We start from the raw sequence: 25,162 nt of genomic DNA on the forward strand, positions 1-25,162 counted from the left end.
GGACAATGTGGGAGCTGGCTTGCCAGCGATGGCGTCACCTCGGTGCATCAGGTACATCGAGTCGTCTGCATCGCAGGCAAGCCAGCTCCCACAGGGATTTGTGTCGGACCTGCATGCCGGGCCCGACCTCCAATGGCTTAGTTGCTCTTCACCGCATACTCCGGCTTCTTGTCATTGCCCGGAATGAACGGGCTCCACGGCTGGGCGCGGATCGGGCCTTCGGTCTGCCAGACCACGTTGAACTGACCATCGGCCTGGATCTCGCCGATCATTACCGGCTTGTGCAGGTGGTGGTTGGTCTTGTCCATGGTCAGGGTGTAGCCGGACGGCGCGGCGAACGTCTGGCCGGCGAGGGCTTCGCGGACTTTGTCGACGTCGGTCGACTTGGCTTTTTCAGCGGCCTGGGCCCACATGTGGATGCCGACATAAGTGGCTTCCATCGGGTCGTTGGTCACCGCTTTGTCCGCGCCCGGCAGGTTGTGTTTCTTGGCGTAGGCTTTCCAGTCATCGACGAACTTTTTGTTCACCGGGTTCTCCACCGACTCGAAGTAGTTCCACGCCGCGAGGTTGCCCACCAACGGCTTGGTGTCGATGCCGCGCAGTTCTTCTTCGCCCACCGAGAACGCCACGACCGGTACGTCGGTGGCTTTGAGGCCCTGGTTGGCCAGTTCTTTATAGAACGGCACGTTGGAGTCGCCGTTGACGGTCGAGATAACGGCGGTCTTGCCACCGGCGGAGAATTTCTTGATGTTGGCGACGATGGTCTGGTAATCGCTGTGACCGAACGGGGTGTAGACCTCTTCGATGTCTTTGTCCGCCACGCCTTTGGAATGCAGGAACGAGCGCAGGATTTTGTTGGTGGTGCGTGGGTAGACGTAGTCGGTGCCGAGCAGGAAGTAACGCTTGGCGCTGCCACCTTCTTCGCTCATCAGGTATTCCACGGCCGGGATCGCCTGCTGGTTCGGCGCGGCGCCGGTGTAGAACACGTTCGGCGACATCTCTTCACCTTCGTACTGCACCGGGTAGAACAGCAGGCCGTTGAGTTCCTCGAACACCGGCAATACCGATTTGCGCGATACGGACGTCCAGCAACCGAACACCACGGCGACCTTGTCCTGGGTCAGCAACTGACGGCCTTTCTCGGCGAACAGCGGCCAGTTCGATGCCGGGTCCACCACCACCGGTTCCAGCATCTTGCCGTTCACGCCACCCTTGGCGTTGATCTCGTCGATGGTCATCAGCGCCATGTCCTTGAGCGATGTTTCGGAGATCGCCATGGTCCCGGACAACGAATGCAAAATGCCCACCTTGATGGTCTCGGCGGCCTGGACAGTCCAGGTCATGCCCATCGCGGCAATCGATGCCGAGAGTGTGAAAGCCTTGATCAAGCTACGACGCTTCATTGTGCGATCTCCATGAACTTATGAATTTTCTTGGTTGGCAGATGCGGACTACTGAAGGGTCTTTAGCAAGGGCTGTGCCCGGTCGGGAAAAGGCAGGGAAATGTCGGTTTAGAGCGGTTGCGCGGGTTGATGGCGCACCATGAAGGATCGTGTCGGGCACCTTGGTGCGCAGGGTGCGCCAGATTGGGGCGTAGCCGTGTGGTCAGCGACGACGCATCAAACCGATAAAGAACAAGCCGCCAATCGCTGCGGTGGCAACGCCGATGGGCAAGTCTTCGGGGGCGATCATTGTCCGCGCAGCAACATCGACCCACACCAGAAATACGCTGCCCAGCAGTACGCACACCGGCAGCAACCGCCGATGCTCGGCCCCGACCAGTCGCCGCCCAATGTGCGGCACCATCAGCCCGACAAAGCCGATGGAACCGCTGATGGACACCAGCACGCCAGTCATCAGCGAGGCGATCACGAACACCCGCAACCGGACCGTTCGCGCATTCAGCCCCAGCGTCACGGCGGTTTGTTCACCGGCCATCAGCGCGTTCAACGGCCGGGCCATGCCGAGCAGCAACAGCAACCCCAGCAAAACGCTGGCGGCCGGCACCGCGAGCAATTCCCAGCGCGCCAATCCGAGCCCGCCGAGCATCCAGAACATCACCGCCGAACTGGCGCGGTGATCGCCCATGAACAGCAGCAAGTTGGCCATCGCCATCATCACGAAGGACACCGCCACGCCACACAGCAGCAGGCGATCACTGTCCAGCCGACCCTGGCGGTTGGCGATCATCAGCACCAACAGCATGCTCAACAAGGCGCCGATAAACGCCGCGATGGGCAAGGTCAGCAGGCCGACGATTTCACCCACATGCAACACCACGATCACCGCGCCCAAGGTCGCTCCGGAGGTCACGCCCAGCAGATGCGGGTCGGCCAGCGGATTGCGCGTCACCGCTTGCAGCACCGCGCCGATCAAAGCCAATCCGGCACCGACCAGCGCGCCGAGCAACATCCGCGGCACGCGGATCAGCCAGACAATGTGTTCCTGCCCGGTGCTCCAGTCGGGTAGGCCGAGGCCGCAGAGCTTGTGCAGCAGAATCCGCCAGACGACGTCCAGCGGCACCCGCGCCGGCCCGAAACCCAGTGACATCACAGCCGACATCAGCAACAGCGCGCCGAGCGCGATCAGCAACCAGGGGTAGCGACGTTTGATCATTCGCGGTGCAAGCCCTTGGCCAGGGTGGCGACGGCGAGCACGTTGTCGATCCCCGGTGTGGCCTGTACGTAGGGAATGACGATGAAGCGCCGGTGCTTGATCGCGTCCACTGATTGCAGGGCTTTGTTGTTGAGCAAAAACCGGATCTTCTGATCGGCGGTGATCTCGCTGTAGTCGACGATCACGATCACCTGTGGATTGCGCTCGACCACGGTTTCCCAGTTGACCCTCGTCCAGCTTGCCTCGACATCGTCGAGCACGTTTCGTCCGCCAGCGGCGTCGATCAGGGCTTGCGGCATACCGAGGCGGCCCGAGGTCATGGCCCGGTCTTCCCCGCTGTCGTACAGGAACACCCGCGGTTTATCGGCGGGCAGACCCTTGCGGATCTCGGCGACTCGCGCCTGCATGGCGCCGATCAAGGCGTTGGCGCGATCCTGCACATCGAAGATTCTGCCGAGGTTGCGCAGGTCGTTGTAAGTGTCTTCCAGCGTGGCCGGCGGGCGTTTCATTACGAAGGCGCAGGACTCGGTCAGCTCATACACATTGATGCCCAAAGGCTGCAGGGTTTGCGGCGTGAGGTCGCCACCGACGCGCATGCCGTAATCCCAGCCAGCGAAGAAGAAATCGACGTTGGCATTGAGCAGGGTTTCCACCGACGGGTACTTGGCCGCCAGTTCCGGCAAGCCATCAAGAAGGGGCTGCATTTCAGGCGTCACCGCCTTCCAGCCGGTCACACCGCTGTACCCGGCCATCTGTGGCTTGAGGCCGAGGGCCAGCATCATTTGGGTCATGTTGATGTCATGACTGACCGCGTGTTTCGGCGCCTGCTGGAACGTCACCTCACGGTTGCAGCTCTGAATGGTCAACGGGTACTGCGTGGCCTCGGCCAAGGCGTGGGCGCTGCCCAGCAGTAGAGCGAGGGTGAAACTGCAGCGCAGCAGGGAGCGCAAAATCATGGTCGGGTTATCCAGGTGATTCGTGGGTAGCCGTGCAAGGGGTGTTCATCGATCAGCGCTTCGACGCCGAACACGTTACGCAACAGCGCGGCGTTGAGGACGTCTTTGGGCGTGCCGCTGGCAACGATGCGGCCGTGATTGATCACGTACAGCCGATCGCAAAATGCGGCGGCCAGATTGAGGTCGTGGATGCTGGCCAGGGTGCCGATCTGCAGGCGCTTGACCAACCTCAACAGTTCCAGCTGATAGCGCGGGTCGAGGTGGTTGGTCGGCTCGTCGAGGATCAGCAACTGCGGTTGCTGGGCCAGGGCCCGGGCGAGGATCACCCGTTGTTTTTCACCGCCGGAGAGAGTGGAAAAGGCATGGTCCTCGAAGCCCTTGAGGCCGACCGATTCCAGGGTCTGGGTGACGAGGTGTCGGTCTTCGAGGGAGTCGCCATCGAACAGGCCTTTGTGGGGCGTACGGCCCATGGCGACCACTTCGTCCACGGTCAGGCCGAAGGCCTCGGGGAATTCTTGCAGGACCACGGCGATGCGTTGCGCGCACCAGCGTGACGACTGTTTCCAGACGTTGTGATGCTCGAGTCTGACTTCGCCGTTTTGCGGTTTGCTGAAGCGCCAGGCGCAACGCAACAGGCTGGTCTTGCCACTGCCGTTGGGGCCGATCAAACCGACGAATTCACCGGCGGCCACGTGCAGCGAGGCATCACGCAGCTGGAATTGGTGATGACAGTGGCCGTGGCCCAGGGGGGACCAGGTGATGTTGTTGAGGTGAAGCGAGGTCATGCAATGGCTCTTGTTACGTCGATGATGCGACTGGCCCCATCGCTGGCAAGCCAGCTCCCACAGGTGTTGTGCAAATTCTGTGGGAGCTGGCTTGCCAGCGAAGGGGCCCGAAAGAAAAACCGGAACTGCCAGGGTGATGCGCGGGGCAGTCTACAGTGCTGACAACCCCGCGCATCTCGCCTGTCTCAAGATGAAGATGAGGCTGATTCAGTTTGCCGGCCCAGGCGCGAAAACAGCACGCGATCCAGCACCCAGACCACCACCAGCGATGCACCCACCAACGGGAACGCCACGGCCAATGCGAACATGATGACCATCGCGGTTTTCCATTTCGGCAGGTCGTGACGCAGTGGCGGCACGCCGAACTTTCCTTGCGGGCGACGCTTCCACCAGATCACCACGCCGCTGACGGCGCTGAGCAGGATCATCAGGCAGATCAGCAGTACGACGATCTGATTGAACACCCCGAACATCTTGCCTTCGTGCAGCATCACGCCGATTTCCGTGGCGCGGGCGACGGCGCCGTACTGTTCGAAGCGCACGTCGGCGAGGACTTTGCCACTGTACTGATCGACATGCAGGGTGGCGTCATTGCGCGGGTCATCAGCGAACACGGCGATGGTGAACACACCCGTGGCGGTGGTCGGCAAGGTGATGCTGTAACCGGGTTCGACCTCGCGTTGGACGGCGATGTCCTGTACGTCTTGCAGGCTGATGGTCGGCGCCGCAGGGCCGGTGTGCGCATCACCGTGGGCCATGTGTTCGGCATGGTCGCCGGACATCGGCATCGGCGTGTTTTCCATGGCCCAAGGCACGGTCTGGCGCGTGGCGCTGTTGAGGCTGCGTGCCTCGACGTCGGACTTGGGCACGTTGTCCCACATCGCGGCCGGGAACACGTTCCACACTTCGGCGTATTGCTTGCCCCAGAACCCTGTCCAGGTCATGCCGCTGAGCAGCATCACCAGCAGCAACGAAGCGCCCCAGAACCCGGTGACGGCGTGCAGGTCACGCCACAGCACCCGTCCGCGACTGTTCAGGCGTGGCCACAAAATCCCCGCCGCCTGGCCGCGCGGCCACCACAGGAATATCCCGGAAACCACCAGCATCACGCCCCATCCGGCCGCCAGTTCGATGAGTCGATCACCCACGGTGCCGATCATCAGCTCGCCATGAATCGCACGGGCGATGGCTTGCAGGTTCTTCTTGGCATCTTGCTCGCCAAGGATGTCGCCGTGATAGGGGTCGACGAACACATTCAGTTCATTGCCGCCATTGAGCACGACAAACTGAGCACTGCGTTCGGCGTTGACCGGTGGCAGGTACTGCTTGATGGTGCCCTGTGGATACGCATTCTTCACGCGCTTGAGCAGGTCATCGGCCGGGACCGTGTGATGGCCGGCCGGGACGTTGAGCAGGCTGCTGTACATCAATGAATCGAGTTGCGGCTTGAACAGGTAAATAGTGCCGGTCAGGGCCAGCATCACCATGAAGGGGGCAACGAACAGGCCGGCATAGAAATGCCAGCGCCAGGCCAGGTTGTAGAAATTCACTTTGGGCTGTTTCATCGTGTGTGCTCCGCTTGGCTTGGATCTTTTTAGTTGTCTGGTGCGGTTGCTGTGCAACCGATCGCGGGCAAGCTCGCTCCCACAGAGGGAGCGGGTTGCCCTCGAGGGTTAGAAACTCATGTCCACTCGGGTCCAGAGCGTTCGTCCCGGCTCCTTGATGGCTTGCGGGTCATTGGCCGGGTAGCCGAAACCGGCGTTGCCAGCCAGGTTCAAGTGTTCGGCGTAGGCCTTGCCAAACAGGTTGTCGACGCCGCTGCTGACCTTCCAGTGCTGGTTGATCCGGTAGGCGCCATTGAGCGAGAACACGCCGAATCCCGGGGTCTTGTTGAAGTCCTTGCCGACTACGTTGCCTTTGTTCTGGTCGATGCGGTTTTGCGCGGCGACCACTCTCCACAGTGCCCCGGCGCTCCAATTGTCCTGGCTGTAAGTCAGGCCGAAACGTGCGTCCAGCGGCGGCATCTGCGGCAACGCATTGCCATCGCTGCTGTTCTTGCCCCAGGCGTAGGCCAGGGTCGCATCGGCTTTCCAGTGCTCGGTGAGCTGGTAGGCCGCGCCCAATTCACCGCCCATGATTCGCGCGTCGATGTTCTCGGCTTGCGAGGTGGTGCCCATCATGCCGGGCGTGTAGTCGAACAGGATGTAATCGCGCACCTGGCCGACGTAAGCCGAGGCCCAGGCTTCGAGGTCTTCGGTCCTGTATTGCAGGCCGACGTCGAGCTGGGTGGTTTTCTCCGGTTTGATCGAGTCGAAGGCGTTCACCGAACCGGCAGGACCGGAGTCTGGCGAAAACAGCTCCCAGTAATCCGGGAAACGCTGGGTGTGCCCCAGGCCCGCGTACAGCGTGGTCGGGCTGTCCGCCAGGTCGTGTTCATAGCGAATGAATCCGCTGGGCAATGTGTCGGCGCGGGTGTCGTTGGCCGTCGGGTTGGGCAGGGACATCATTCCCGAACCGATGGTCTGCCGGTAATCCTTGGCCGAGGCACGGTCCAGGCGTACGCCGCTGATCAAGCGGTCACGCTCGGCGGCATACCAGGTCAGCTCACCGAACACCCCGTAATTATGGAAGGCGGCGTCCTTGGTGTAGGGCAGGTCCTGGTAGGTGTCGACGCCCATGGCGCTGCGTTCGCGGTGTTCGCTGGTCTGTGCGTCGATGCCGCTGATCAACTGCACGTCGGCCCAGTGCCAGGTGGCCTTGATGCGGGCGCCAAGGGTGCGACGGTCGACGTTGGCCGCCATGGGGCCGGCCATCATGCCGGTGCCGGATGGCGTGCGCAGGGTGTAGTTGTCCATCACGTGGTCGGCGTAGTTGTAGTAGACCTGCGCTTCGAGCTTTTCCAGCACATCGCTGATGTTCGACTTCTCGAAGCGCAGGCCGAGGCTTTCGCGCTTGAACTGCGAACCGTCCATGCCGCGCCCGGCGTAACGGGCCTCGCCGTCGCCCTTGCCGGCGGTCAGTTCCAGCAGGGTGTCGGCGTCCGGGGTCCAGCCGACCGCGACGTCGCCATTCCATTTGTCGTAGCGCGACGCGACGGTGTCGTTGTTGCCGTCCTGATAATCATCGGAGTGCGCGGTGTTGCCGATGACTCGCACGTACCCCAGTGCCCCGCCTGCAGCGGCGTCCACCAGCTTGTCGAACCGGCCATTGGAACCGGCCAGCACACTGGCATTCACCCGGGTACCGAGTTCGCCGAAGCTTTCCGGCTCTCGGTCGAACAGGATGGTGCCAGCCGACGCGCCGGGCCCCCAGAGCACGGTTTGCGGGCCTTTGATGACGGTCAGCTTGTCGTAGGTTTGCGGTGAAATGTACGAGGTGGGCGCATCCATCCGGCCAGGGCAGGCGCCGAGCATCATGCCGCCGTCGGTGAGGATGTTCAGTCGTGAGCCGAACATGCCGCGCAGGACCGGGTCGCCGTTGGTGCCGCCATTGCGCACCATGGCGAATCCCGGGATGGTTTTCAGGTAGTCGGCACCGTCACTGGCCGGCACCGGCTGGCGCGGGTCCTTGGGGTTGGTGACGACGGTCAGCGGGGAACTTGGCGCAACGGCGGTGATGACCGTCGGGCTCAGTTCTTCGCCAAGACCTGCGTGTTCATCGGCCAGTGCTACCGGCGCCAGAAGGGCGCCGCATAGGATGGCGGTGGCGTGCCTGAAACGAATGCTGGATTCGTTCAGGGCAAAAGAAGCCTGGGCAGGGCTCAAGCGTGAGTCAGCAGAAAACCTGGACATGACAATTTCCATCGAACAGTCGTAAACGACACGGCCGACAGCCTGCGCAATCCCTGTGGGACCGAGCTTCGGTTGTCTGGCGGACCGTGTGAAATCAGTGGTGGGTGTTTACGCGACGACGGGCGGGGCGCGGGTGCGGGCGCCGGGGAAGACGGTTTGCCGGGCATGGCCCAGGCGTGGGGAAGGTGTGGTGAAAGTATTGACGGGCGGGGTGTCGAATGCGGCGAATGACACGCCAACGGTGAGCGCCGGGCAGTTGAACAGCAGGCTGCAATAGCCGCATTTTTCCCAGAGGACATGATGCCCGGCTTGCGGCGGGCAGTGCTCGGCGGCGGGTTGCGCACCGTGGTCGGCGTGCTCCATTGCCGACATGTCCATGCTCATGTCCATCGACATGTCCATGGACATGCTCATTGACATGGCCGCGCGCGAATCCATCGGCATCGACTGAGAAATCAGCGGACCGATGAAAATCATCAACATGGCGAACAGGCTGATCCAGCTGCCGCGTGTCAGGCTCAATGGCTGACGACGCGGTCTGGATGGCCTGGCGCTAAGCAGGCGCATGGGCGTTTTCAGCTCAGGCGATTACGGGGTATGCGCGTGTGCTTGCATGCCATCCGGCGCCTGCTTCTGCACCGCGACGTCGACCTTCACGTCACCGGCCTTCTCGAAGTGCAGGGTCATCGGAAAGCGTTTGCCGTCAGTGAGCAGGCTGCGGTCTTTCAGGTTCAGCAGCATCACGTGATAGGCCATCGGCGCAAACGTGACCTCGCCGCCAGCGGGGATTTCCACGCTGGGTACGTGCTGCATTTTCATCACGTCGTTTTGCATCACGTGCTCATGCAGTTGAGCTTCGCCTGCAATGGGGGTATCGGCGCTGAGCAGACGGTCTGCGGTTTTGCCTTCGTTGTGAATCACGAAGTACGCCGCAACGGTCGGTGCGTTGGGTGGCAATTCCTGCGACCAGGGGTGAGCGATTTCCAATTCGCCAACCTTGTATTCGTGGGCATTGGCAAAGCAGGCAGGCAGCAGCAAAGCGGCCAGAACGATGAGTTTGTTCAACATGGCAGTTCTCCGGAACGATTCGAAACGCAGTTCAATTGCGAGAAGGAATCACACCAGAGGGGATGCGCGGGGGTTGAGGCTTGGCCATTGCTGGCGCGGCGTCGGGGTGTTGAGGGAAGAGAGAGGCAAGCTCCGATTGGATTCGAAACTGGCGAAATACAGCTGCGGTTCATGCCCGGGCAGCGCCACCAGTGGCGCGGAACCGGAGCAGCACCAGCAATGCTGCATATTGGAGTGTTCGTCGCCTTGCGGCGCCTTCTGCTCAATCTTGCCCAGAGAGATCGCCACCATTTTGGTGCCGCTGGACGAACAGAAGCTGCCCCACAACACTTGTTCGGCAGGCGCCTTGGCCGCCTGCGCCATCGCTGCGGACATCGGCATGGCAAGCATGTTGAACAGCACTGCGAAGCAGGCTATCCAGGCAATTGCGAGCCGTTGTCGGGACATGGGACAAATCCGGTTGGGTGGGCGATCAGGCGCGGGCTATTTAGCCTGATCAGGGCCGATAAGTAAAAAGGCTGCGTGCGGTGTGGTGTCGCATGTGAGATCAGATCGCAACAGCATGCAAACGCATACCCAGCGCTTTCATGACCTTCATGATAGTCGCGAATTCTGGATTGCCAGTGCTGCTCAACGCCTTGTATAGGCTCTCACGACCTAACCCTGCTTCGCGGGCCACTTGTGTCATGCCTTGCGCGCGGGCTATGTCGTTAAGTGCCGCGCGGATCAGTACACCGTCACCTGCATCTTCTTCAAAGCAGGCATCCAGATAGGCGGCCATTTCTTCCGGCGACTTGAGAAATTCCGCGGCATCGAAACGGGTGAATTGTTCGGTCATGATTTACTCCTCATTACCGATGTTTTGCGCCATTTGAATGGCACGTTTGATATCTCGTTTTTGAGTCGATTTATCACCGCCTGCCAGTAGCAAATAAACCACTTGCCCCCTACGGGTGAAGTAGATCCTGTAACCGGGACCATGGTGTACGCGCATTTCATGAACCGCCGCGCCTATTGGCATGCAATCCCCAAAGTTTCCATGCTGAGCCGCCCGGAGTCTTGCGATGATGCGAGCCTTGCCGATGGTGTCTTTCAATGAGTCGAGCCAATCGGCAAACGCTCGGGATCGTTCAAATTCGATCATGTCTGGATCGTATTCCTTGGGATACAAGCTGGCAAGCAGCGCCTTTCTGAGGATGAATCCGGGTGTCCTCTTGAGTGGCTACTCTGTTGACTTGATCGATTTAGAGGAATCCGAATATAGGGGTGAAGCGATTTGGAGTAACAGCCAGCTTCTTCCTGGAATTTTGCCGGCAAATTCGCAGTTTTTTGCAGATCTTAGGAATGGTCTGACAGTGACAAGGCTTCAAGTAATTGCCCGACCGAATCAAACTCCCGCTCAACCCCCGGCAACACCGGCCGTTTCAACACCAGCACAGGCACCCCGCGCTCCCGCGCCACTTCCAGCTTCGGTTCGGTGGCGGTGCTGCCGCTGTTCTTGCTGATCAGTACGTCGATCTGCCGGCGTTCGAACAACTCACGTTCATCGTCGATCTGGAACGGCCCGCGGGCACCGATGACTTCGCAGCGTTCGTTGCCGGGGTAAACATCCAGTGCGCGCAGGGTCCAGAATTGATCCGCAGGGATTTCGTCCAGATGCTGCAAGGGTTCGCGTCCAAGGGTGAACAGCGGTCGCCGGAAGGGTTTGAGTGCCTGGATCAATTCAGCCCAGTCGCTGACTTCACGCCAGTCATCCCCGGGCTGTGGTTTCCACGCGGGACGCCGTAGCGCCCAGCAGGCAATGCCACTCAAGTGGGCGGCAGTCGCGGCGTTTTGGCTGATTCGGGCGGCGTAGGGATGGGTGGCGTCGAGCAGCAGATCAATTCTTTGATCGCGGATAAACTGCGCCAGGCCTTCGGCACCGCCATAGCCTCCGACGCGAACCTGGCAGGTCAGGTCCGTCGGCACCCGACCGACACCGGCCAGGCTGTAGATGTGTTGTGGGCCCAGGGTTCGGGCAATCGCCAGAGCCTCGGTGACGCCACCGAGCAACAGCAGGCGTTTCATTGGAAGGCTCCCGCATGGCCGACGATCCCGCCCTGGCGATCGATGGCGAACACTTCGACCTGAACCTGCGCCGGCACCACGCTGCGGGCAAATTCCAGGGCGTGCTGGCATACCGCATCGCCGAGGGCGATCCCGGCAGCGCTGGCCATGGCCAACGCTTGTTGGCTGGTGTTGGCTTCGCGGATGCCCTGCTGCAACGCCGCATCAGCGCCCACCGCTGCCGCCCATTCGGCCAGTTGTGGCAGGTCGATGCTCGAATGCCGACTGTGCAGGTCCATGTGCCCGGCCGCCAGCTTGCTGATCTTGCCGAAGCCGCCACAAAGACTGAGTTTTTCCACCGGTACTTTACGCAGGTGTTTGAGCACGGCGCCGACGAAATCACCCATTTCGATCAGGGCAATTTCCGGCAGGTTGTAGACCCGGCGCATGGTGTCTTCGCTGGCGTTGCCGGTGCACGCGGCGATGTGCAGGTAACCGTTGGTCCTGGCGACGTCGATGCCCTGATGGATCGAGGCAATGTACGCCGCGCAAGAAAAAGGCCGGACGATGCCGCTGGTGCCGAGGATCGACAAACCGCCAAGAATCCCCAGGCGCGGGTTCATGGTTTTCAGCGCCAGTGCCTCGCCACCCTCGACGTTCACCGTGACCTCGAAACCGCCGCCGTAGCCGAACTCATCGGCCAGTCGGGTCAGGTGATCGGTGATCATCTTGCGCGGCACCGGGTTGATCGCCGGCTCGCCGACGGCCAGCACCAGCCCCGGACGTGTGACGGTGCCGACGCCGCGACCGGCCTTGAAACTGACGCCCGGTTCGCCGACAAGGCGGACCCGGGAAAAGAGCAAGGCACCATGGGTCACATCAGGGTCATCGCCCGCGTCCTTGATGGTGCCCGCTTCGGCGCCGTCATCGGCAAGGCGACAAAACTCCAGGCGCATCTGCACCTGCTTGCCTTTGGGCAGAATGATCTCCACGGCATCCGAGCTCACACCGCTGAGCAGCAGGCGAGCCGCCGCAAGGCTGGTGGCAGTCGCGCAACTGCCCGTGGTCAGGCCACTGCGCAGGGGGGCGGGTTGTTCGGCGGTTTCGTCACGCATCGAAAGGCTTCGTCATATCCAGCAAGGTGATCGGCAACGCCTGGCGCCAGGTATCGAAGTCGCCCAGCGGTTGCGCCTGAGCGATATGAATACGCGTCAGGTCTCCGCCGTGCTGGTCGCGCCAGGCCATCAGGGTCATTTCACTTTGCAGCGTGACCGCATTGGCGATCAGCCGCCCGCCGGGTTTGAGGGCGGCCCAGCAGGTGTCGAGGACACCTTCGCGCGTCACGCCGCCTCCGATGAAAACCGCGTCCGGTCGTTCCAGTCCGGTCAGGGCTTGCGGGGCACTGCCGCGAATCAGTTGCAGGCCGGGCACGCCGAGGGCATCGCGGTTGTGTTCGATCAACTGTTGCCGTCCCTCGTCGGCTTCGATGGCCAACGCGCGGCAACTCGGATGGGCGCGCATCCACTCGATGCCGATCGAACCGCTGCCGGCACCGACATCCCACAAGAGTTCACCGGGAACCGGAGCCAAGCGTGCGAGCGTGATCGCGCGTACATCGCGCTTGGTCAGTTGGCCGTCATGTTTGAACGCCGAGTCCGGCAAACCGGCCAATCGTGACAGGCGCGGTGTACCGGATTCGGCGATGCAGTCGATGGCGATCAGGTTCAAGTCGGCAATCGCGGGATCGCTCCACTCGCTGGCAATACCGTCGATCCGCCGTTCCGCAGCACCGCCCAAGTGTTCCAGCACGGTGAGGCGACTCGGGCCAAATCCGCGATCACGCAGCAGCGCGGCAATGGCGGCGGGGCTGCCACCGTCGTTACTCAGGACCAGCAAGCGCACGCCGCTGAACAATTGCGCGTTGATCGCGGCGACGGGACGGGCCACCACCGATAACGTGACGACCTCCTGCAAGGGCCAACCCATTCGGGCGGCGGCGAGCGAGCAAGAGGAGGGCGCCGGCAGAATCTGCATGTCATCGCTGGTCAGTTGTCGGCTGAGACTGGCGCCGACCCCGAAAAACATCGGATCGCCACTGGCGAGCACACAGACGGACTGACCGCGCAGGGCCAGGACGGGCTCGATGGAAAACGGGCTCGGCCAGCTTTGGCGCTCGCCACCAATGCACGCAGGCAGCAGATCAAGGTGCCGCTGGCCGCCGAAGATCCGTGAGGCTCGCAACAGGGCGTGCCGGGCATTCTTGCCCAGACCCTTGAAACCGTCTTCACCGATGCCTACTACCGTCAGCCAGGGGGCCATGCCGTTCCTCTTCTGTAAACCGAAGCCAAATCGCTCCGCGCGGTCTGTATCGACTCACGCGGGTTGCGCATCATAACGCGGCGGCGATTGCATTCGCCTGTGGCGACGTGCGAAATCGTTGTTGGCGGTGACAGCGGTCTCGACGGGAGGGTGTAATGTTTAATTTATTGCTGACGCTTTCTCAGGTCGAACCGCTTCATTCTGATCTCGAGCAACTTTTTCTCAATTAGCGATCTTTTGCTCTCGAGTATTCTTTTATCCAGTTTAAGAAGGGCTCGATGCTGGATGATTTTTGCAGTCTGCTCTTCCCAGTTCCAGAATATGAAGTTGTTCTTTTTTAAGTGAGCTACCAACTCCAGACTGAATACTGCAATCTCAAGAAACCCTTTTGAATCATACCGCGCGGGGATAACCTGAAGTCGCTTGCCATTAAGGCTTTCTTTATCCAGTGAAGCGATTGCCGGCTTGTCCGGCTTTAATGCGTCGAGGGTATCGATCATCGCGTTCCCCTGCCGGGAATCGGGCATGGTTTGTGCGCTCCGAACCAGAAAGTCTGCGATGCTTGTCGAGATTTCGTATCGCGTGCGAGTGAAGATGCTGTCCTGAAAGACAGACCAGCCAAAAAAATTCAGCGTTACGACATACTCATCCAACCATTTTGCCGAATCAGTAAAACGACTGCCGACCAGGTCGGCGGAGTGGGTGGCTATTTGTGTGCAAGAAGTAAAGTCATCGTAGTCGTATGGTGAGAGTTCACTGATGCATGAAATCAGGTTGGGGCCGGTCAATGTTCCGTAGGGGTTTTCCATAACCATGTTCTGTTCCTTGGTGGGCGTGTTGTGATATTTGGCTTCAATGATTAATGAAGCTGCAAAAAATTTATCTGTAGATGGAATGAGGGTGGGTTATAAATTTGATTCTTGCTGTTAAGCATTTTCGTGGTGTTGTTTCCTGATTGAATGCCCACGGGCAATACAGGCTTGAACCGACGTAACCTGGGCCCGGGATCGCTTTTCGTCGTCAATCTGCGTTGGCTTTTCATCCGGCCAGACAAAGCAGGCATAATGCTGCCCTTCATCTCGTACCGGTCATCCTGTGAATCCACATCAGACACGCACCCTTTTGCGCCCTTCGGCTTGTCCCGGGTTGTTGCGGGTCGTCCAGGCACTGGACGGTGGTATCTGCCGGATCAAACTCAGTGGTGGCTCCATCCAGGCACGGCAGGCGATCGCTGTGGCGGATGCCGCCGAGCAACATGCCAGTGGGGTGATTGAGGCGACCAATCGCGCCAATCTGCAGATTCGCGGAATTGGCCACGAACAATCGGCATTGATTGATGCGTTGCTGGCCGCAGGCCTGGGGCCTCAAAGCGCGGCTGGCGATGATGTGCGTAACCTGATGCTCAGCCCGAGCGCCGGGATCGACCGGCTGATGCTGGTCGACACGCGTGCGCTGGCGCAGCAGATTCTTGCCACGGTGCAGCAAGACGAACGTTTCCACGACCTCAGCGCCAAGTTTGCCGTGCAACTCGACGGCGGCGAAGACCTGGCGATGCTCGAACATCCCCATGATCTGTGGCTGTCGGCCTATGAACGAGACGGCGAACCCTGGTTGGCGTTTGGCCTCGCGGGATGCCCCACGGATTCCCCCGCCGGTGCGGTCGCCCTTGCCGATGGCCACCGCCTGGTCGTTGCGACGCTCGACTTGTTCCTGGAGCTGGCGCGTGCGGAACAAACGCGAATGCGCCATTTGCTGGCCGAGTACCCGACCGAAGACTTTCTGCGCCGACTGAGCGAACGTGTGCCCATCAAAGCCGTTGCAGGTTGGCGTCGCGCCTCGGTGACAGAGGCGCTGCACATCGGCGCTCATCCTCAGGCCGATGCAGGCCTGTCTTACGTTGGCGCGGTTCCGCCACTGGGACGGCTTGACCCGACGATGCTCAGAGGCGCAGCCGAACTGGCCGAAAAATTCGGCGACGCGAGCCTGCGTTTCACGCCATGGCAAAGTCTCTTGTTGCCCAGTGTCCAGCATGGACAGGTCGCGCAAGTCATTCGCCACCTTGAGCAGCTTGGGCTGTTGTGCGAAGCCGGCCAACCGTTGTCCCGATTGATCGCCTGCACGGGCTCAAGCGGCTGCGGCAAAGGCCTGGCCGACACCAAGGCTGACGCGTTGCAACTGGCCGCTTTGTTGCAACGCTATGGGCATGTGCTGAATGTGCACCTGAGCGGTTGCTCACGCTCCTGCGCTGCCGCGCATATTGCTCCGGTCACTTTGCTGGCGGTTACTCCCGGTCATTACGACCTCTATTTTCGCGATGCAGCGCAGCCGGGATTCGGCGCCTTGCACGCACGCAACCTTACTATCGACGCGGTCGGCGCCTTGCTCGACGCCCGCTCACGGAGCCCCCTTGATGCTTGATTACATCCGCGACGGTCAGGAGATCTATCGCAACTCCTTCGCGATCATTCGCGCCGAGGCCAGCCTCGCGCGAATCCCGGCCGATCTGGAAAAACTCGCGGTACGGGTGATTCACGCCTGTGGCATGGTCGACGCCATCGACGGTTTGCAGTTTTCCGATGGGGCGGGCAAGGCCGGGCGCGATGCGCTGGCGGCCGGTGCGCCGATCCTGTGTGATGCGCGCATGGTGTCCGAAGGCGTGACCCGTGCACGCTTGCCGGCGAACAACCCGGTCATTTGCACCCTGCGCGATGAAAGCGTGCCCGAGCTGGCCCGTGAGTTGGGCAACACGCGCTCCGCAGCAGCCCTCGAGCTGTGGCGCCCGCATCTGGAAGGCAGTGTGGTGGTGATCGGTAATGCGCCGACTGCGCTGTTCTATCTGCTGGAAATGCTCGACGCCGGCGCCCCGAAACCGGCGCTGATCCTCGGCTTCCCGGTGGGCTTCGTCGGTGCCGCCGAATCCAAGGCGATGCTGGCGGCTGACAGTCGCGGCGTGCCATTCGTCATCATGCAAGGTCGGCTGGGTGGCAGTGCCATGGCCGCCGCCGCCGTCAATGCCCTCGCCACGGAGATCGAATAATGCAGCAAACCGGACGTTTGATCGGCCTTGGCGTCGGCCCGGGTGATCCTGAGCTGATTACCGTCAAGGCGCTGCGCCTGCTGCGTGAATCGCCAGTGGTGGCGTATTTCGTCGCCAAGGGCAAGAAGGGCAATGCCTTCGGTATCATCGAGGCCCATTTGCAGGACGCGCAAACCCTGCTGCCGCTGATTTACCCGGTGACCACCGAGGCACTGCCGGCGCCGCTGTCGTACGAGCAAGTGATCAGCGATTTCTACGATGCCGCCAGTGAGCAATTGGCCACGCATCTGGATGCGGGGCGCGATGTGGCGGTGATCTGCGAAGGCGATCCGTTCTTCTACGGCTCTTACATGTACCTGCATGACCGTCTGGCCGAGCGTTATGACGCTGAAGTCGTGCCGGGCGTTTGCTCGATGCTCGGCGGGGCATCGGTGCTCGGTGCCCCGCTGGTGTATCGCAATCAGAGCTTGTCCGTATTGTCCGGCGTGCTGCCACACGAAGAGCTCAAGCGTCGTCTGGCTGACGCCGATGCTGCAGTAATCATGAAGCTGGGGCGCAATTTCCCCAAGGTTCGTCAGGTGCTGGAAGAACTCGGTCTGGCCGAGCGCGCGCTGTACGTCGAACGGGCGACCATGGCCAACCAGAAAATTGTGCCGCTGGACGAGGTCGAGCCAATGTCCTCGCCCTACTTCTCGCTGATTATCGTTCCCGGTGAAAGGTGGCAAGGCTGATGATCCGACCTGTTCCGGCGATCGTCATTCTCGGCAATGGCAGCCTCGCGACCGCGCGCAGTATTCAGACGCTTTATCCAGGTGCGTTGATTCACGGCCTGAGCGCAAGGGTGGACGGCGCAGACTGCGTTTACCATGAGTTCGGTGTGACCCTGCGCGAGCTTTATCAAAAGGGCACGCCGATCATTGCGCTGTGCGCCGCCGGTATCGTGATCCGTACGCTGGCGCCGTTGCTGCTGGAAAAAGGCGCCGAGCCCCCCGTACTGGCGGTTGCCGAGGACGGCAGCGCGGTGGTGCCTCTGCTCGGCGGCCTGGGCGGGGTGAATGTGTTGGCGCGCGAGATTGCGGCGCATCTAGATGTGGCGCCCGCGATCACCACCAGTGGCGAACTGCGTTTTGGCACTTGCCTGCTCAATCCACCCAGCGGTTATGCCTTGGGCGACCTGGAGCTGGGCAAACGTTTTGTCTCCGACTTGCTGGCCGGTGAATCGGTTCGCATCGAAGGTTCGGCGCCCTGGCTGGCGCAGGCGCAGCTGCCTGAGGATGAGCAGGCGCGACTGACTGTTCATGTCGGCCATGCCGAGCGAGCGACGGCGGCTAATGAACTGCTGATCTACCCACGTTGCGTAGTGGTTGCGGTCGGACCTGGTGTTGCGGATTTGCCGAAGGTGATTGGTGATGTTTTGCATCAGGCCAACATTGCCCGGCAATCGCTGGCTTGCCTGTTGGCTGCCGACACGGAAATGGCTGATCCGACACTGCGTGAGGCCGCACGCGAATTGGGCGTACCCCTGCGTTTTGCCAGCGCTGTTGGATCGCTTGGTGAGCTGGCCCGCGATGCCATCGGGCAGGCTGTTTCCATTATTGGCGATGAGACCATCAGCGTAGCGGTCGCCGAACAGCCATTGGACCCGCTGCAGATCGGCCGACCTCGTGGACGCCTGGCAGTGATCGGTCTGGGGCCGGGTGCGGCCGAGCTGATGGTGCCGGCGGTGAAGGCCGAACTGGCGCGCGCCAATGATGTGTTGGGTTACGAAACCTACGTACGCATGGCTGGGCCATTCCGGGCTGATCAGGTGCTGCATTGCACGGACAACCGTGAAGAAATGCAGCGTGCGCGCCATGCCTTTGAACTGGCTGCCCAGGGACGGTCGGTGGTGGTGGTGTCGTCCGGCGATCCGGGTGTTTTTGCCATGGCGGCGGCGGTGCTGGAAGCGCTCGACGAGTCCACGGACGTCAATTGGCACAACGTCGATCTCGAGATCCTGCCGGGTGTTTCCGCGTCGCTGGCAACTGCCGCACAAGCAGGTGCACCGCTGGGCCATGACTTCTGTGTGTTGTCGCTGTCGGACAACCTCAAGCCCTGGTCAATCATCGAAAAGCGCCTGGATCTGTCGGCCCAGGCTGACCTCGCCCTGGCGTTCTACAACCCGATCTCGCGCTCGCGCCCTTGGCAACTGGGCCTGGCACTGGACATTGTCGCCAGGCATCGCACACCTGATACGCCGGTAGTGCTGGGGCGCGATATCGGTCGCCCAGGTCAGACCTTGCGAGTGACGACACTCGGGCAGTTGACTGCCGATCAAGTGGACATGCGGACGATGGTGCTCATTGGCTCTTCGACGACTCGTGTGATTCCTCGCCCGGATGGTAGTACCTGGGTGTACACGCCGCGCAGCTATGGCGATAAGCTCAATCCTCCCCGATAACCACTGCTTTATTTCTTGCGTATCGAATAACACCAGATCGTCCGAACTCTTGTTTGACGACGGTCTGGTTGTTTTTTTGTGCGCTTTTCTTTGGTGGGTGATTTTATTGTGTCGTGCGCGTGATTGATGGGGGTGCGCTACATATGTTGTATTTTGTTTTGGTTGTTGGTTGAGTTTTGTCGAGTTAGATTTGATTCGCTCCCGGATGGGGCGATTTTTAATAAATAAAGGAATATTAATTTGAGTGATTTTGAAAGTTCCTTAAGTGTTTCTGAAAGTATTGAGTTGGTAAGGGCGCGTGTTGAAAGGCGCAAGAAAGCCGTGGCGGGCAAGCGCCGCAAAAGATCGCTGCCGTCGGCGGTTGTAACCAGTCCAACAAAAGAGCTGGATGCGCTGGTACTCGGCAATAGCCTGGTTGGTTATGGTGACAATATAAGCATTGAAAACATGGCGATTATTGAGAATTTGATCACTATGTCGAAACTGGAGGCGAATGACGAAGTGTCGGGAGATAAAGATCCCGAAGCCTGGTATCACGCCTTTACGAAATGCTTGGAAGACCTTGGATGTTTTGTTCCAGATAAGGGCTACACAAAGTACAGCGCAACTTCGCTGAAGGTGGCGATGGATAATGTGATGGTTGATATTGTCCGGGCTGCCGTTGAGGCCGCAAAGGCCGCTATCCCAGGCGCCGCCGTACTTAGTGCGGTGACGAATTCAACATTGGACGCACTAAAGAAAGAACCCGAAGCAATCAACTTGTTGGATGTTGGAGCGAAAAGTGCTGAAGGTGTGCGCTTGTCCACGATTCCCTGCGAACAAATGTCCAATGGCATCATCCTGGTTGCGATCGCCGCTGTTGACCATCAAGGCGGAGGCAATGATGGTGGAGTGCTGTTCGTTAACTGGAAAACTTCCTCGCTGGATATCTTTCACGGGAAGTCGTTCGTAACCTTCAATCCTGCCCGATATGGGGAAATAAGGGCGTACATCGAAGAGTATCTTGACGAGCATCGAAAGGAGATTTTGGTCAAGCGTTTCAGGCGTCGTAAGTAAAAGAAAAGGGCCAGAGGCGCGCGCTGCCTCTGGCCCTCCTGAAAAAATGGCTCGTCAATTGAAGCTGGAATTATCCCTCCCGATTGAAGTCTCGGAGGGGGAAGTGGCGGTCAAGGAACCAGATAGCCCTTGACCCCGGTGAAAATAATCTGCGCTGCCAGCGCACACACGAACAACCCCATCAACCGGCTGACGATCTGCAATCCCTGGTCACCCAGAATGCGCTCGATGTGATTGGCCAGGTACAGCACCACGCCGACCGTGAAACTGGCCAGGGCAATGCTGAGAATCGCGGTGAGCTTGTCGTCCCAGTGCGGCTGGCTCACACCCATGACCAGCAAGGCGCCGATGGTGCCGGGGCCGACCGTCAGCGGGATGGTCAGCGGGACGATTGTCACGTCCTGCTGCACATTGTCGGTCTGCACTGCCGACTTGCCTTGCGCCATGCCGAGCGCCGAGATGAACAGCACGCTGCCGGCACCAATACGAAAGGCGTCCACGGTGATGCCGAACACGCTGAAAATCACCCGTCCGAACAAGTACAGCAAGACACTGGAAACCAGCGTGGCGATTGCCACTTTCCACGCCAGGCGACGTTGTTCCTTGCGCGAGTAGCCGCGGGTCAGACTGATGAAGCAGGACAATACGAAGAACGGGCTGTAGAGCACCAGCATCTTCAGGTAAACACTGAACAACACGTGGAGCATGGTGCAGGCTCACTGGCGAGGGAAGTCGAGGGGGGAGTCTATCAGGCGTTGCGGAGCCTGTCGGCTCAGGACGTTGGGGTCGTGGCGCGGTTTTGCTGTTCGCGCTGCGCAACCCAGTGTTCGATCAGTTCACGCAGTTGCGACAATTCGACCGGTTTGGCCATGTGTCCGTCCATACCGGCCTGGCGCGCGCGCTCCTTGTGCTCGGTTAGGATGTGTGCGGTCAGTGCCACCACGGGGGTCCGAGTCCGCTGGTTGCCGACTTCCCAGGCACGCAACTGCTGGGTCGCCGAGAAACCGTCGAGGATCGGCATTTCGCAATCCATCAGCACCAGGTCGTAACGCTGGGCCTTCATGGCCTGCAAGGCTTCTTCGCCATTGCTGGCGGTGTCGGGCTGCAGATTGAGCTTGCCCAGCATGCCGCGGATGACCTTGGTCGAGATGCTGTTGTCTTCGGCCACCAGAATGCGGAAATCGGCGGGAACCTTGACCGGCAGGGGCGGACCCGAGGGTGGCTGCTGCATGACGGCGAGGCCCTTGTTGCGCTGGGTCAGCTCGTCGGCCAGGGTTGTCTTGAGGGTGTAGCCGGCCACGGGTTTGGCGAGGATGCGCTTGATTCCGGAATTGCGCGCGATGATCTTGCTCGGCGCATTGCTGATGCCGGTGAGCATGATCAGCAGGATATCGTGATTGAGGCTCGGGTCTTCCTTGATCTTGGCGGCCAGTTGCATGCCGGTCATGCCGGGCATGTTCTGGTCCAGCAGGACCGCGTCGAAGTAGTCGCGCAGGTGCGCCTTGGTGCGCAGCAGTGCCAGCGCTTCCTTGCCGGACGCTACTGCGCTGACGTTCAGGCCCCAGGCGCTGCATTGCTGCACCAGCACCTTGCGGCAGGTATCGTTGTCATCCACCACCAACACCCGTGCGCCCTGCAGCGGGCCGTCGAGGTCGGATGTCGGGTGTTCGAGACGGTCAGGGTCCAGCGGCAAGGTCAGCCACAAAGTGCTGCCCTGGTTGTTGCCACTCTTGATGCCGAATTCACCGTGCATCAGGCGAATCAACTGACGGGCGATAACCAGACCCAGATTTCCGCCCGTCCGGTTGGCCGACAGGAAATGCTTGCTGTGCAATTCGGCGTGCATCAGCGCGTCGCGTTCCTCGGCGTCCATCGGTTCGCCACTGTCCTGCACGGCAATGCGCAGGCGTGGTTTGGGGCTGCGTTCATCGAGAGCGACGACGATCAGGATTTCGCCTTCATCGGTTTTTTTCAGGGCGTTTTCAACCAGGCTCAACAGGGTCTGGCGCAAACGCGTCGGATCACCGCTGATGACTCGCGGCACTTGCGGCTGGATGAAGCTGATCAATTCGACGTTCTGTTGTTCGGCCTTGGCGCGGAAGATGCTCAGGCAGTCTTCGATCAGGGCGTTGAGGTCGAATTGCACATCGTCCAGTTCTATCTGCCCGGATTCGAGCTTGGAGATGTCGAGGATCTCGTTGATCAGCGTCAGCAGTTCGTTGCCGGCGCTGTGGATGGTCTGTACGTAGTCGCGCTGTTTGACCGAGAGTGGTGTGCCCAGTAACAGTTCGGTCATGCCCAGCACGCCGTTCATCGGGGTGCGGATCTCATGGCTGATCTTTGCCAGGAATTCGGCCTTGGCGTTGATCTCGGCGTTGCTGGCGGCCAGGTCACGACTGATGCTGAAGCGATCTTCGGTGATGCTGCGCTGGCGCTCGCTCAGGGCGATGCTCATCAGCAGGCCGCTGATACAAATGAACGCCAGTAGAGTGGTGATCAGGCCGTGGGGTTCGATCAGGGTCAGCCCCAGCAGTGCGGGCAGGATGATCAGTATGCCGAGATTGAACACCACCATGGCGGCCACGAACAGCCGCGCCGGGCGATAGCCTTTCTGCCAGTGAAAGGCGCTGGCGAACAGCATCGTCAAGCCGGCGAGGGCCACCAGTCCGTAGGTGATGAAGTTCAACGGCAGCGTGTTGACGAACAGCAGTAGCAACCCCGAGATCATGATCAACAGGATTTCGCCCACGATCACTCTGTTCAGCGGATGTACACCGAGGGGAGCGAAGAAGCGTAACGCAAACATCAGGCCGCAGGGGGCGGTCAGTAACAAGGCGAGGTACGCGCCCGGGGTTTGCACCGCTTGCCACTCCGGAAGCCAGGGACCTGCCAGGTTCAACAACAGGACCAGGCTGAGCATCAGGCAGCCTTCGGATGCCGCCAGCCACAGGCTGCTGCGCGAGCGGGTGTAGGCGTAGCGGATGAGGTTGTGCAGGATCAGCATGCCGATACAGCCCAGCAGCAGGCCGTAGATCAGCGTCTGGCTCTGATTGGCTGCAGTCATGATCGCTGATTGCAACGTGATGTAGGGGCGCAGCTGGTGTTCGGAAACCAGTCGCAGGTAGACGTCGAGAGGCTTGTCGCTTTGCGGCAACGGCAGCATCAAGTCGCTGCTGGGCAAAGGTCGATCGGTATTGGGTTGTTCGCCGCCTGTCTTCGATTGCTCGATCAGCCTGTCGCCGTCCAGCACATACATATTGAAGTGCAGCAAATCGGGTGCGAATACCCGAAGCAACTGCTCGTGCTTGCCGGGAGCAAGCCGGAATCGTAGCCAAAGCGCGCCATCGGGCGCGGCGGCGGTGAGCTCGTCGAGTTCGATAGGGCTGAATTGATTGGTGTAGCGTGCGGAACGAATGTCGCTCAGCTGCAGGTCGCCCTGTTCGTCGAGCAAAACGGACCAGCCACTGCCTTGCGCGGCCTGAGCCGGGAGCATGCAGAGCAAGGTCAGCAAGGTGACGGTGAAACCTATGGCAATCCTGAGCCAGCGCACGGCGAAATCCCTTCGTAGGTTGATGCCAGAATATAACTATGCGCGGCGCCGGAATAGTCAGGCAAGGGCCCGAAGCCCTTGCCCGGCTGAAAGGGTAGCTTATTCCTGATTTTCGCCACGCTCGCGGGCAATGGCGCGGTAGCCAATGTCCTTGCGATAGAAACAGCCTTCCCAATCAATCTTGGCTGCCAGCTTGTACGCCTGCTGTTGAGCGGCATCGACGCTGGTGCCCATGGCGGTTGCGCAAAGCACCCGACCACCGGCCGTCACGACTTGACCGTCCTTGAGTGCAGTACCGGCGTGGAAGACTTTGCCTTCCAGTGTCGCGGCTGCATCCAGACCCTTGATGGCTGCGCCTTTGGCGTAGTCACCAGGATAGCCGCCTGCGGCCAGTACGATACCGACGCTAGGACGTGGATCCCATTGCGCTTCAACTTTGTCCAGCGCCTGGGCCAGGGCAGCTTCTACCAGCAGTACCAGGCTTGACTGCAGGCGCAGCATGACCGGCTGGGTCTCAGGGTCGCCGAAACGGCAATTGAATTCGATAACTTTTGGGTTACCAGCCTTGTCGATCATCAGGCCAGCGTACAGGAATCCAGTGTAGACGTTTCCTTCCTCGGCCATGCCGCGAACCGTCGGCCAGATCACCAGGTCCATGACGCGTTGATGCACTTCGCTGGTGACCACCGGAGCAGGGGAGTAGGCACCCATGCCGCCCGTGTTCGGGCCGGTATCGCCGTCACCGACGCGTTTGTGGTCCTGGCTGGTGGCCATCGGCAAGACGTTCTTGCCGTCAACCATGACGATGAAGCTGGCTTCTTCGCCGTCCAGGAACTCTTCGATCACCACGCGGGAACCGGCGTCGCCGAAAGCGTTACCGGCCAGCATGTCGCGCACGGCGTCTTCGGCTTCGGCCAGGGTCATGGCCACGATCACGCCTTTACCGGCGGCAAGACCATCGGCCTTGATCACGATCGGCGCACCTTTTTCACGCAGGTAAGCCAGTGCCGGCTCGATCTCGGTGAAGTTCTGGTAGTCGGCGGTCGGGATCTTGTGGCGGGCCAGGAAGTCCTTGGTGAACGCTTTCGAACCTTCCAGCTGAGCGGCGCCAGCGGTCGGGCCGAAGCAATCCAGGCCGCGCGAACGGAACAGATCGACGACGCCAGCGACCAGCGGCACTTCAGGGCCGACGATGGTCAGGGAAACGTTTTTCTTGGCAAAGTCTGCAAGCTGCTCAAGCGCCAGCACGTCGATGGCAACGTTCTCGCACTTGGCTTCAATGGCGGTGCCGGCGTTGCCCGGAGCCACGAAAACCTTCTGCACACGCGGATCCTGAGCCACTTTCCAGGCCAGGGCGTGTTCACGGCCACCGCTGCCAATGATCAAAACATTCATTTCAAAAACCTCGGATGACGCAAATCTGGGGGCTGTAGGAGCGAGCCTGCTCGCGATGGTGGTTAACGATAACGCGGAGTGTCTGAAACACTGTGGCGTCTAT

Annotated in this window: 22 protein-coding genes and 1 pseudogene; 5 read left to right on the plus strand and 18 right to left on the minus strand. The window is 60.5% G+C overall.

Annotated features, from left to right (window positions below; genetic code table 11):
• Positions 1–137: 137 nt before the first annotated feature.
• The 15 genes and pseudogenes from urtA to ACVWYU_RS20100 all read right to left on the minus strand — a co-directional run bounded on the left by urtA (position 138) and on the right by ACVWYU_RS20100 (position 14,396).
• Positions 138–1,403, minus strand: coding sequence for an urea ABC transporter substrate-binding protein (urtA, locus tag ACVWYU_RS20030; protein WP_090328640.1), 1,266 nt, complete (start codon positions 1,401–1,403; stop codon positions 138–140).
• Between the two features lie 202 nt (positions 1,404–1,605).
• Positions 1,606–2,616 carry a FecCD family ABC transporter permease gene (locus ACVWYU_RS20035; RefSeq protein WP_457373497.1) on the minus strand — a complete coding sequence of 337 codons (1,011 nt, stop codon included), beginning with the start codon at positions 2,614–2,616 and terminating at the stop codon, positions 1,606–1,608.
• Positions 2,613–3,572 carry an ABC transporter substrate-binding protein gene (locus tag ACVWYU_RS20040; RefSeq protein WP_457373498.1) on the minus strand — a complete coding sequence of 320 codons (960 nt, stop codon included), beginning with the start codon at positions 3,570–3,572 and terminating at the stop codon, positions 2,613–2,615. Before ACVWYU_RS20040 ends, ACVWYU_RS20035 begins: the two co-directional genes overlap by 4 nt.
• Positions 3,569–4,357 carry an ABC transporter ATP-binding protein gene (locus ACVWYU_RS20045; protein WP_457373499.1) on the minus strand — a complete coding sequence of 263 codons (789 nt, stop codon included), beginning with the start codon at positions 4,355–4,357 and terminating at the stop codon, positions 3,569–3,571. The genes ACVWYU_RS20040 and ACVWYU_RS20045 overlap by 4 nt, the downstream gene beginning before the upstream one ends.
• Positions 4,358–4,542: 185 nt before the next feature.
• Entirely contained in the window at positions 4,543–5,922 is a 1,380-nt protein-coding gene (locus tag ACVWYU_RS20050) for a PepSY-associated TM helix domain-containing protein (RefSeq protein ID WP_457373500.1), read from the minus strand.
• A 108-nt stretch (positions 5,923–6,030) separates the two neighbouring features.
• The gene (locus ACVWYU_RS20055) at positions 6,031–8,148 is read right to left on the minus strand and encodes a TonB-dependent copper receptor (RefSeq protein ID WP_457373501.1); all 2,118 of its coding nucleotides are present in this window, start codon (positions 8,146–8,148) and stop codon (positions 6,031–6,033) included.
• 180 nt (positions 8,149–8,328) lie between these two features.
• Positions 8,329–8,715, minus strand: a pseudogene (locus ACVWYU_RS20060) (DUF2946 domain-containing protein); the annotation flags it as partial.
• A 21-nt stretch (positions 8,716–8,736) separates the two neighbouring features.
• The gene (locus ACVWYU_RS20065) at positions 8,737–9,216 is read right to left on the minus strand and encodes a copper chaperone PCu(A)C (RefSeq protein WP_090328654.1); all 480 of its coding nucleotides are present in this window, start codon (positions 9,214–9,216) and stop codon (positions 8,737–8,739) included.
• A 48-nt stretch (positions 9,217–9,264) separates the two neighbouring features.
• Positions 9,265–9,663 carry a DUF2946 domain-containing protein gene (locus ACVWYU_RS20070; protein WP_457373502.1) on the minus strand — a complete coding sequence of 133 codons (399 nt, stop codon included), beginning with the start codon at positions 9,661–9,663 and terminating at the stop codon, positions 9,265–9,267.
• A gap of 100 nt (positions 9,664–9,763) precedes the next feature.
• Positions 9,764–10,054, minus strand: a complete 291-nt coding sequence (locus ACVWYU_RS20075) for an addiction module antidote protein (RefSeq protein ID WP_390958470.1) — start codon at positions 10,052–10,054, stop codon at positions 9,764–9,766.
• A 3-nt stretch (positions 10,055–10,057) separates the two neighbouring features.
• Positions 10,058–10,360, minus strand: a complete 303-nt coding sequence (locus ACVWYU_RS20080; protein ID WP_457373503.1) for a type II toxin-antitoxin system RelE/ParE family toxin — start codon at positions 10,358–10,360, stop codon at positions 10,058–10,060.
• 194 nt (positions 10,361–10,554) lie between these two features.
• Entirely contained in the window at positions 10,555–11,283 is a 729-nt protein-coding gene (locus ACVWYU_RS20085) for a cobalt-precorrin-6A reductase (RefSeq protein WP_457373504.1), read from the minus strand.
• Positions 11,280–12,377 (minus strand): cobalt-precorrin-5B (C(1))-methyltransferase, encoded by a 1,098-nt coding sequence (locus ACVWYU_RS20090; RefSeq protein ID WP_090328663.1) that lies wholly within the window; start codon positions 12,375–12,377, stop codon positions 11,280–11,282. Before ACVWYU_RS20090 ends, ACVWYU_RS20085 begins: the two co-directional genes overlap by 4 nt.
• Entirely contained in the window at positions 12,370–13,581 is a 1,212-nt protein-coding gene (gene cbiE, locus ACVWYU_RS20095) for a precorrin-6y C5,15-methyltransferase (decarboxylating) subunit CbiE (RefSeq protein WP_457373505.1), read from the minus strand. The genes ACVWYU_RS20090 and cbiE overlap by 8 nt, the downstream gene beginning before the upstream one ends.
• 164 nt (positions 13,582–13,745) lie before the next feature.
• A complete protein-coding gene (locus ACVWYU_RS20100) occupies positions 13,746–14,396 on the minus strand; it encodes a hypothetical protein (RefSeq protein ID WP_247257155.1) in 651 nt (216 codons plus the stop codon).
• A 280-nt stretch (positions 14,397–14,676) separates the two neighbouring features.
• Between ACVWYU_RS20100 and cobG the strand changes: the two genes are divergently transcribed.
• From cobG to ACVWYU_RS20125, 5 genes are all read left to right on the plus strand, one after another.
• Entirely contained in the window at positions 14,677–15,999 is a 1,323-nt protein-coding gene (gene cobG, locus ACVWYU_RS20105; RefSeq protein ID WP_457373506.1) for a precorrin-3B synthase, read from the plus strand.
• A complete protein-coding gene (locus tag ACVWYU_RS20110; protein ID WP_457373507.1) occupies positions 15,992–16,618 on the plus strand; it encodes a precorrin-8X methylmutase in 627 nt (208 codons plus the stop codon). The genes cobG and ACVWYU_RS20110 overlap by 8 nt, the downstream gene beginning before the upstream one ends.
• Complete coding sequence (locus ACVWYU_RS20115; protein ID WP_090328675.1) at positions 16,618–17,349, plus strand: precorrin-2 C(20)-methyltransferase; 732 nt, start codon at positions 16,618–16,620, stop codon at positions 17,347–17,349. The genes ACVWYU_RS20110 and ACVWYU_RS20115 overlap by 1 nt, the downstream gene beginning before the upstream one ends.
• The gene (gene cobJ, locus ACVWYU_RS20120; RefSeq protein ID WP_457373508.1) at positions 17,349–19,058 is read left to right on the plus strand and encodes a precorrin-3B C(17)-methyltransferase; all 1,710 of its coding nucleotides are present in this window, start codon (positions 17,349–17,351) and stop codon (positions 19,056–19,058) included. Before ACVWYU_RS20115 ends, cobJ begins: the two co-directional genes overlap by 1 nt.
• A 240-nt stretch (positions 19,059–19,298) precedes the next feature.
• On the plus strand, positions 19,299–20,114 hold the full coding sequence (locus ACVWYU_RS20125; RefSeq protein WP_457373509.1) for a hypothetical protein: 816 nt from the start codon (positions 19,299–19,301) through the stop codon (positions 20,112–20,114).
• Between the two features lie 110 nt (positions 20,115–20,224).
• On the opposite strand, the gene ACVWYU_RS20130 is transcribed toward ACVWYU_RS20125, so the two are convergent.
• From ACVWYU_RS20130 to purD, 3 genes are all read right to left on the minus strand, one after another.
• Positions 20,225–20,821: a MarC family protein gene (locus tag ACVWYU_RS20130; RefSeq protein ID WP_090328679.1), complete on the minus strand. Its 597-nt coding sequence runs from the start codon at positions 20,819–20,821 to the stop codon at positions 20,225–20,227.
• A gap of 65 nt (positions 20,822–20,886) precedes the next feature.
• Complete coding sequence (locus tag ACVWYU_RS20135) at positions 20,887–23,664, minus strand: response regulator (RefSeq protein WP_457373510.1); 2,778 nt, start codon at positions 23,662–23,664, stop codon at positions 20,887–20,889.
• A gap of 99 nt (positions 23,665–23,763) precedes the next feature.
• Positions 23,764–25,059 (minus strand): phosphoribosylamine--glycine ligase, encoded by a 1,296-nt coding sequence (purD, locus tag ACVWYU_RS20140; protein ID WP_457373511.1) that lies wholly within the window; start codon positions 25,057–25,059, stop codon positions 23,764–23,766.
• Positions 25,060–25,162 lie beyond the last annotated feature (103 nt).

The sequence above is a fragment of the Pseudomonas sp. TE12234 genome (assembly GCF_054061835.1).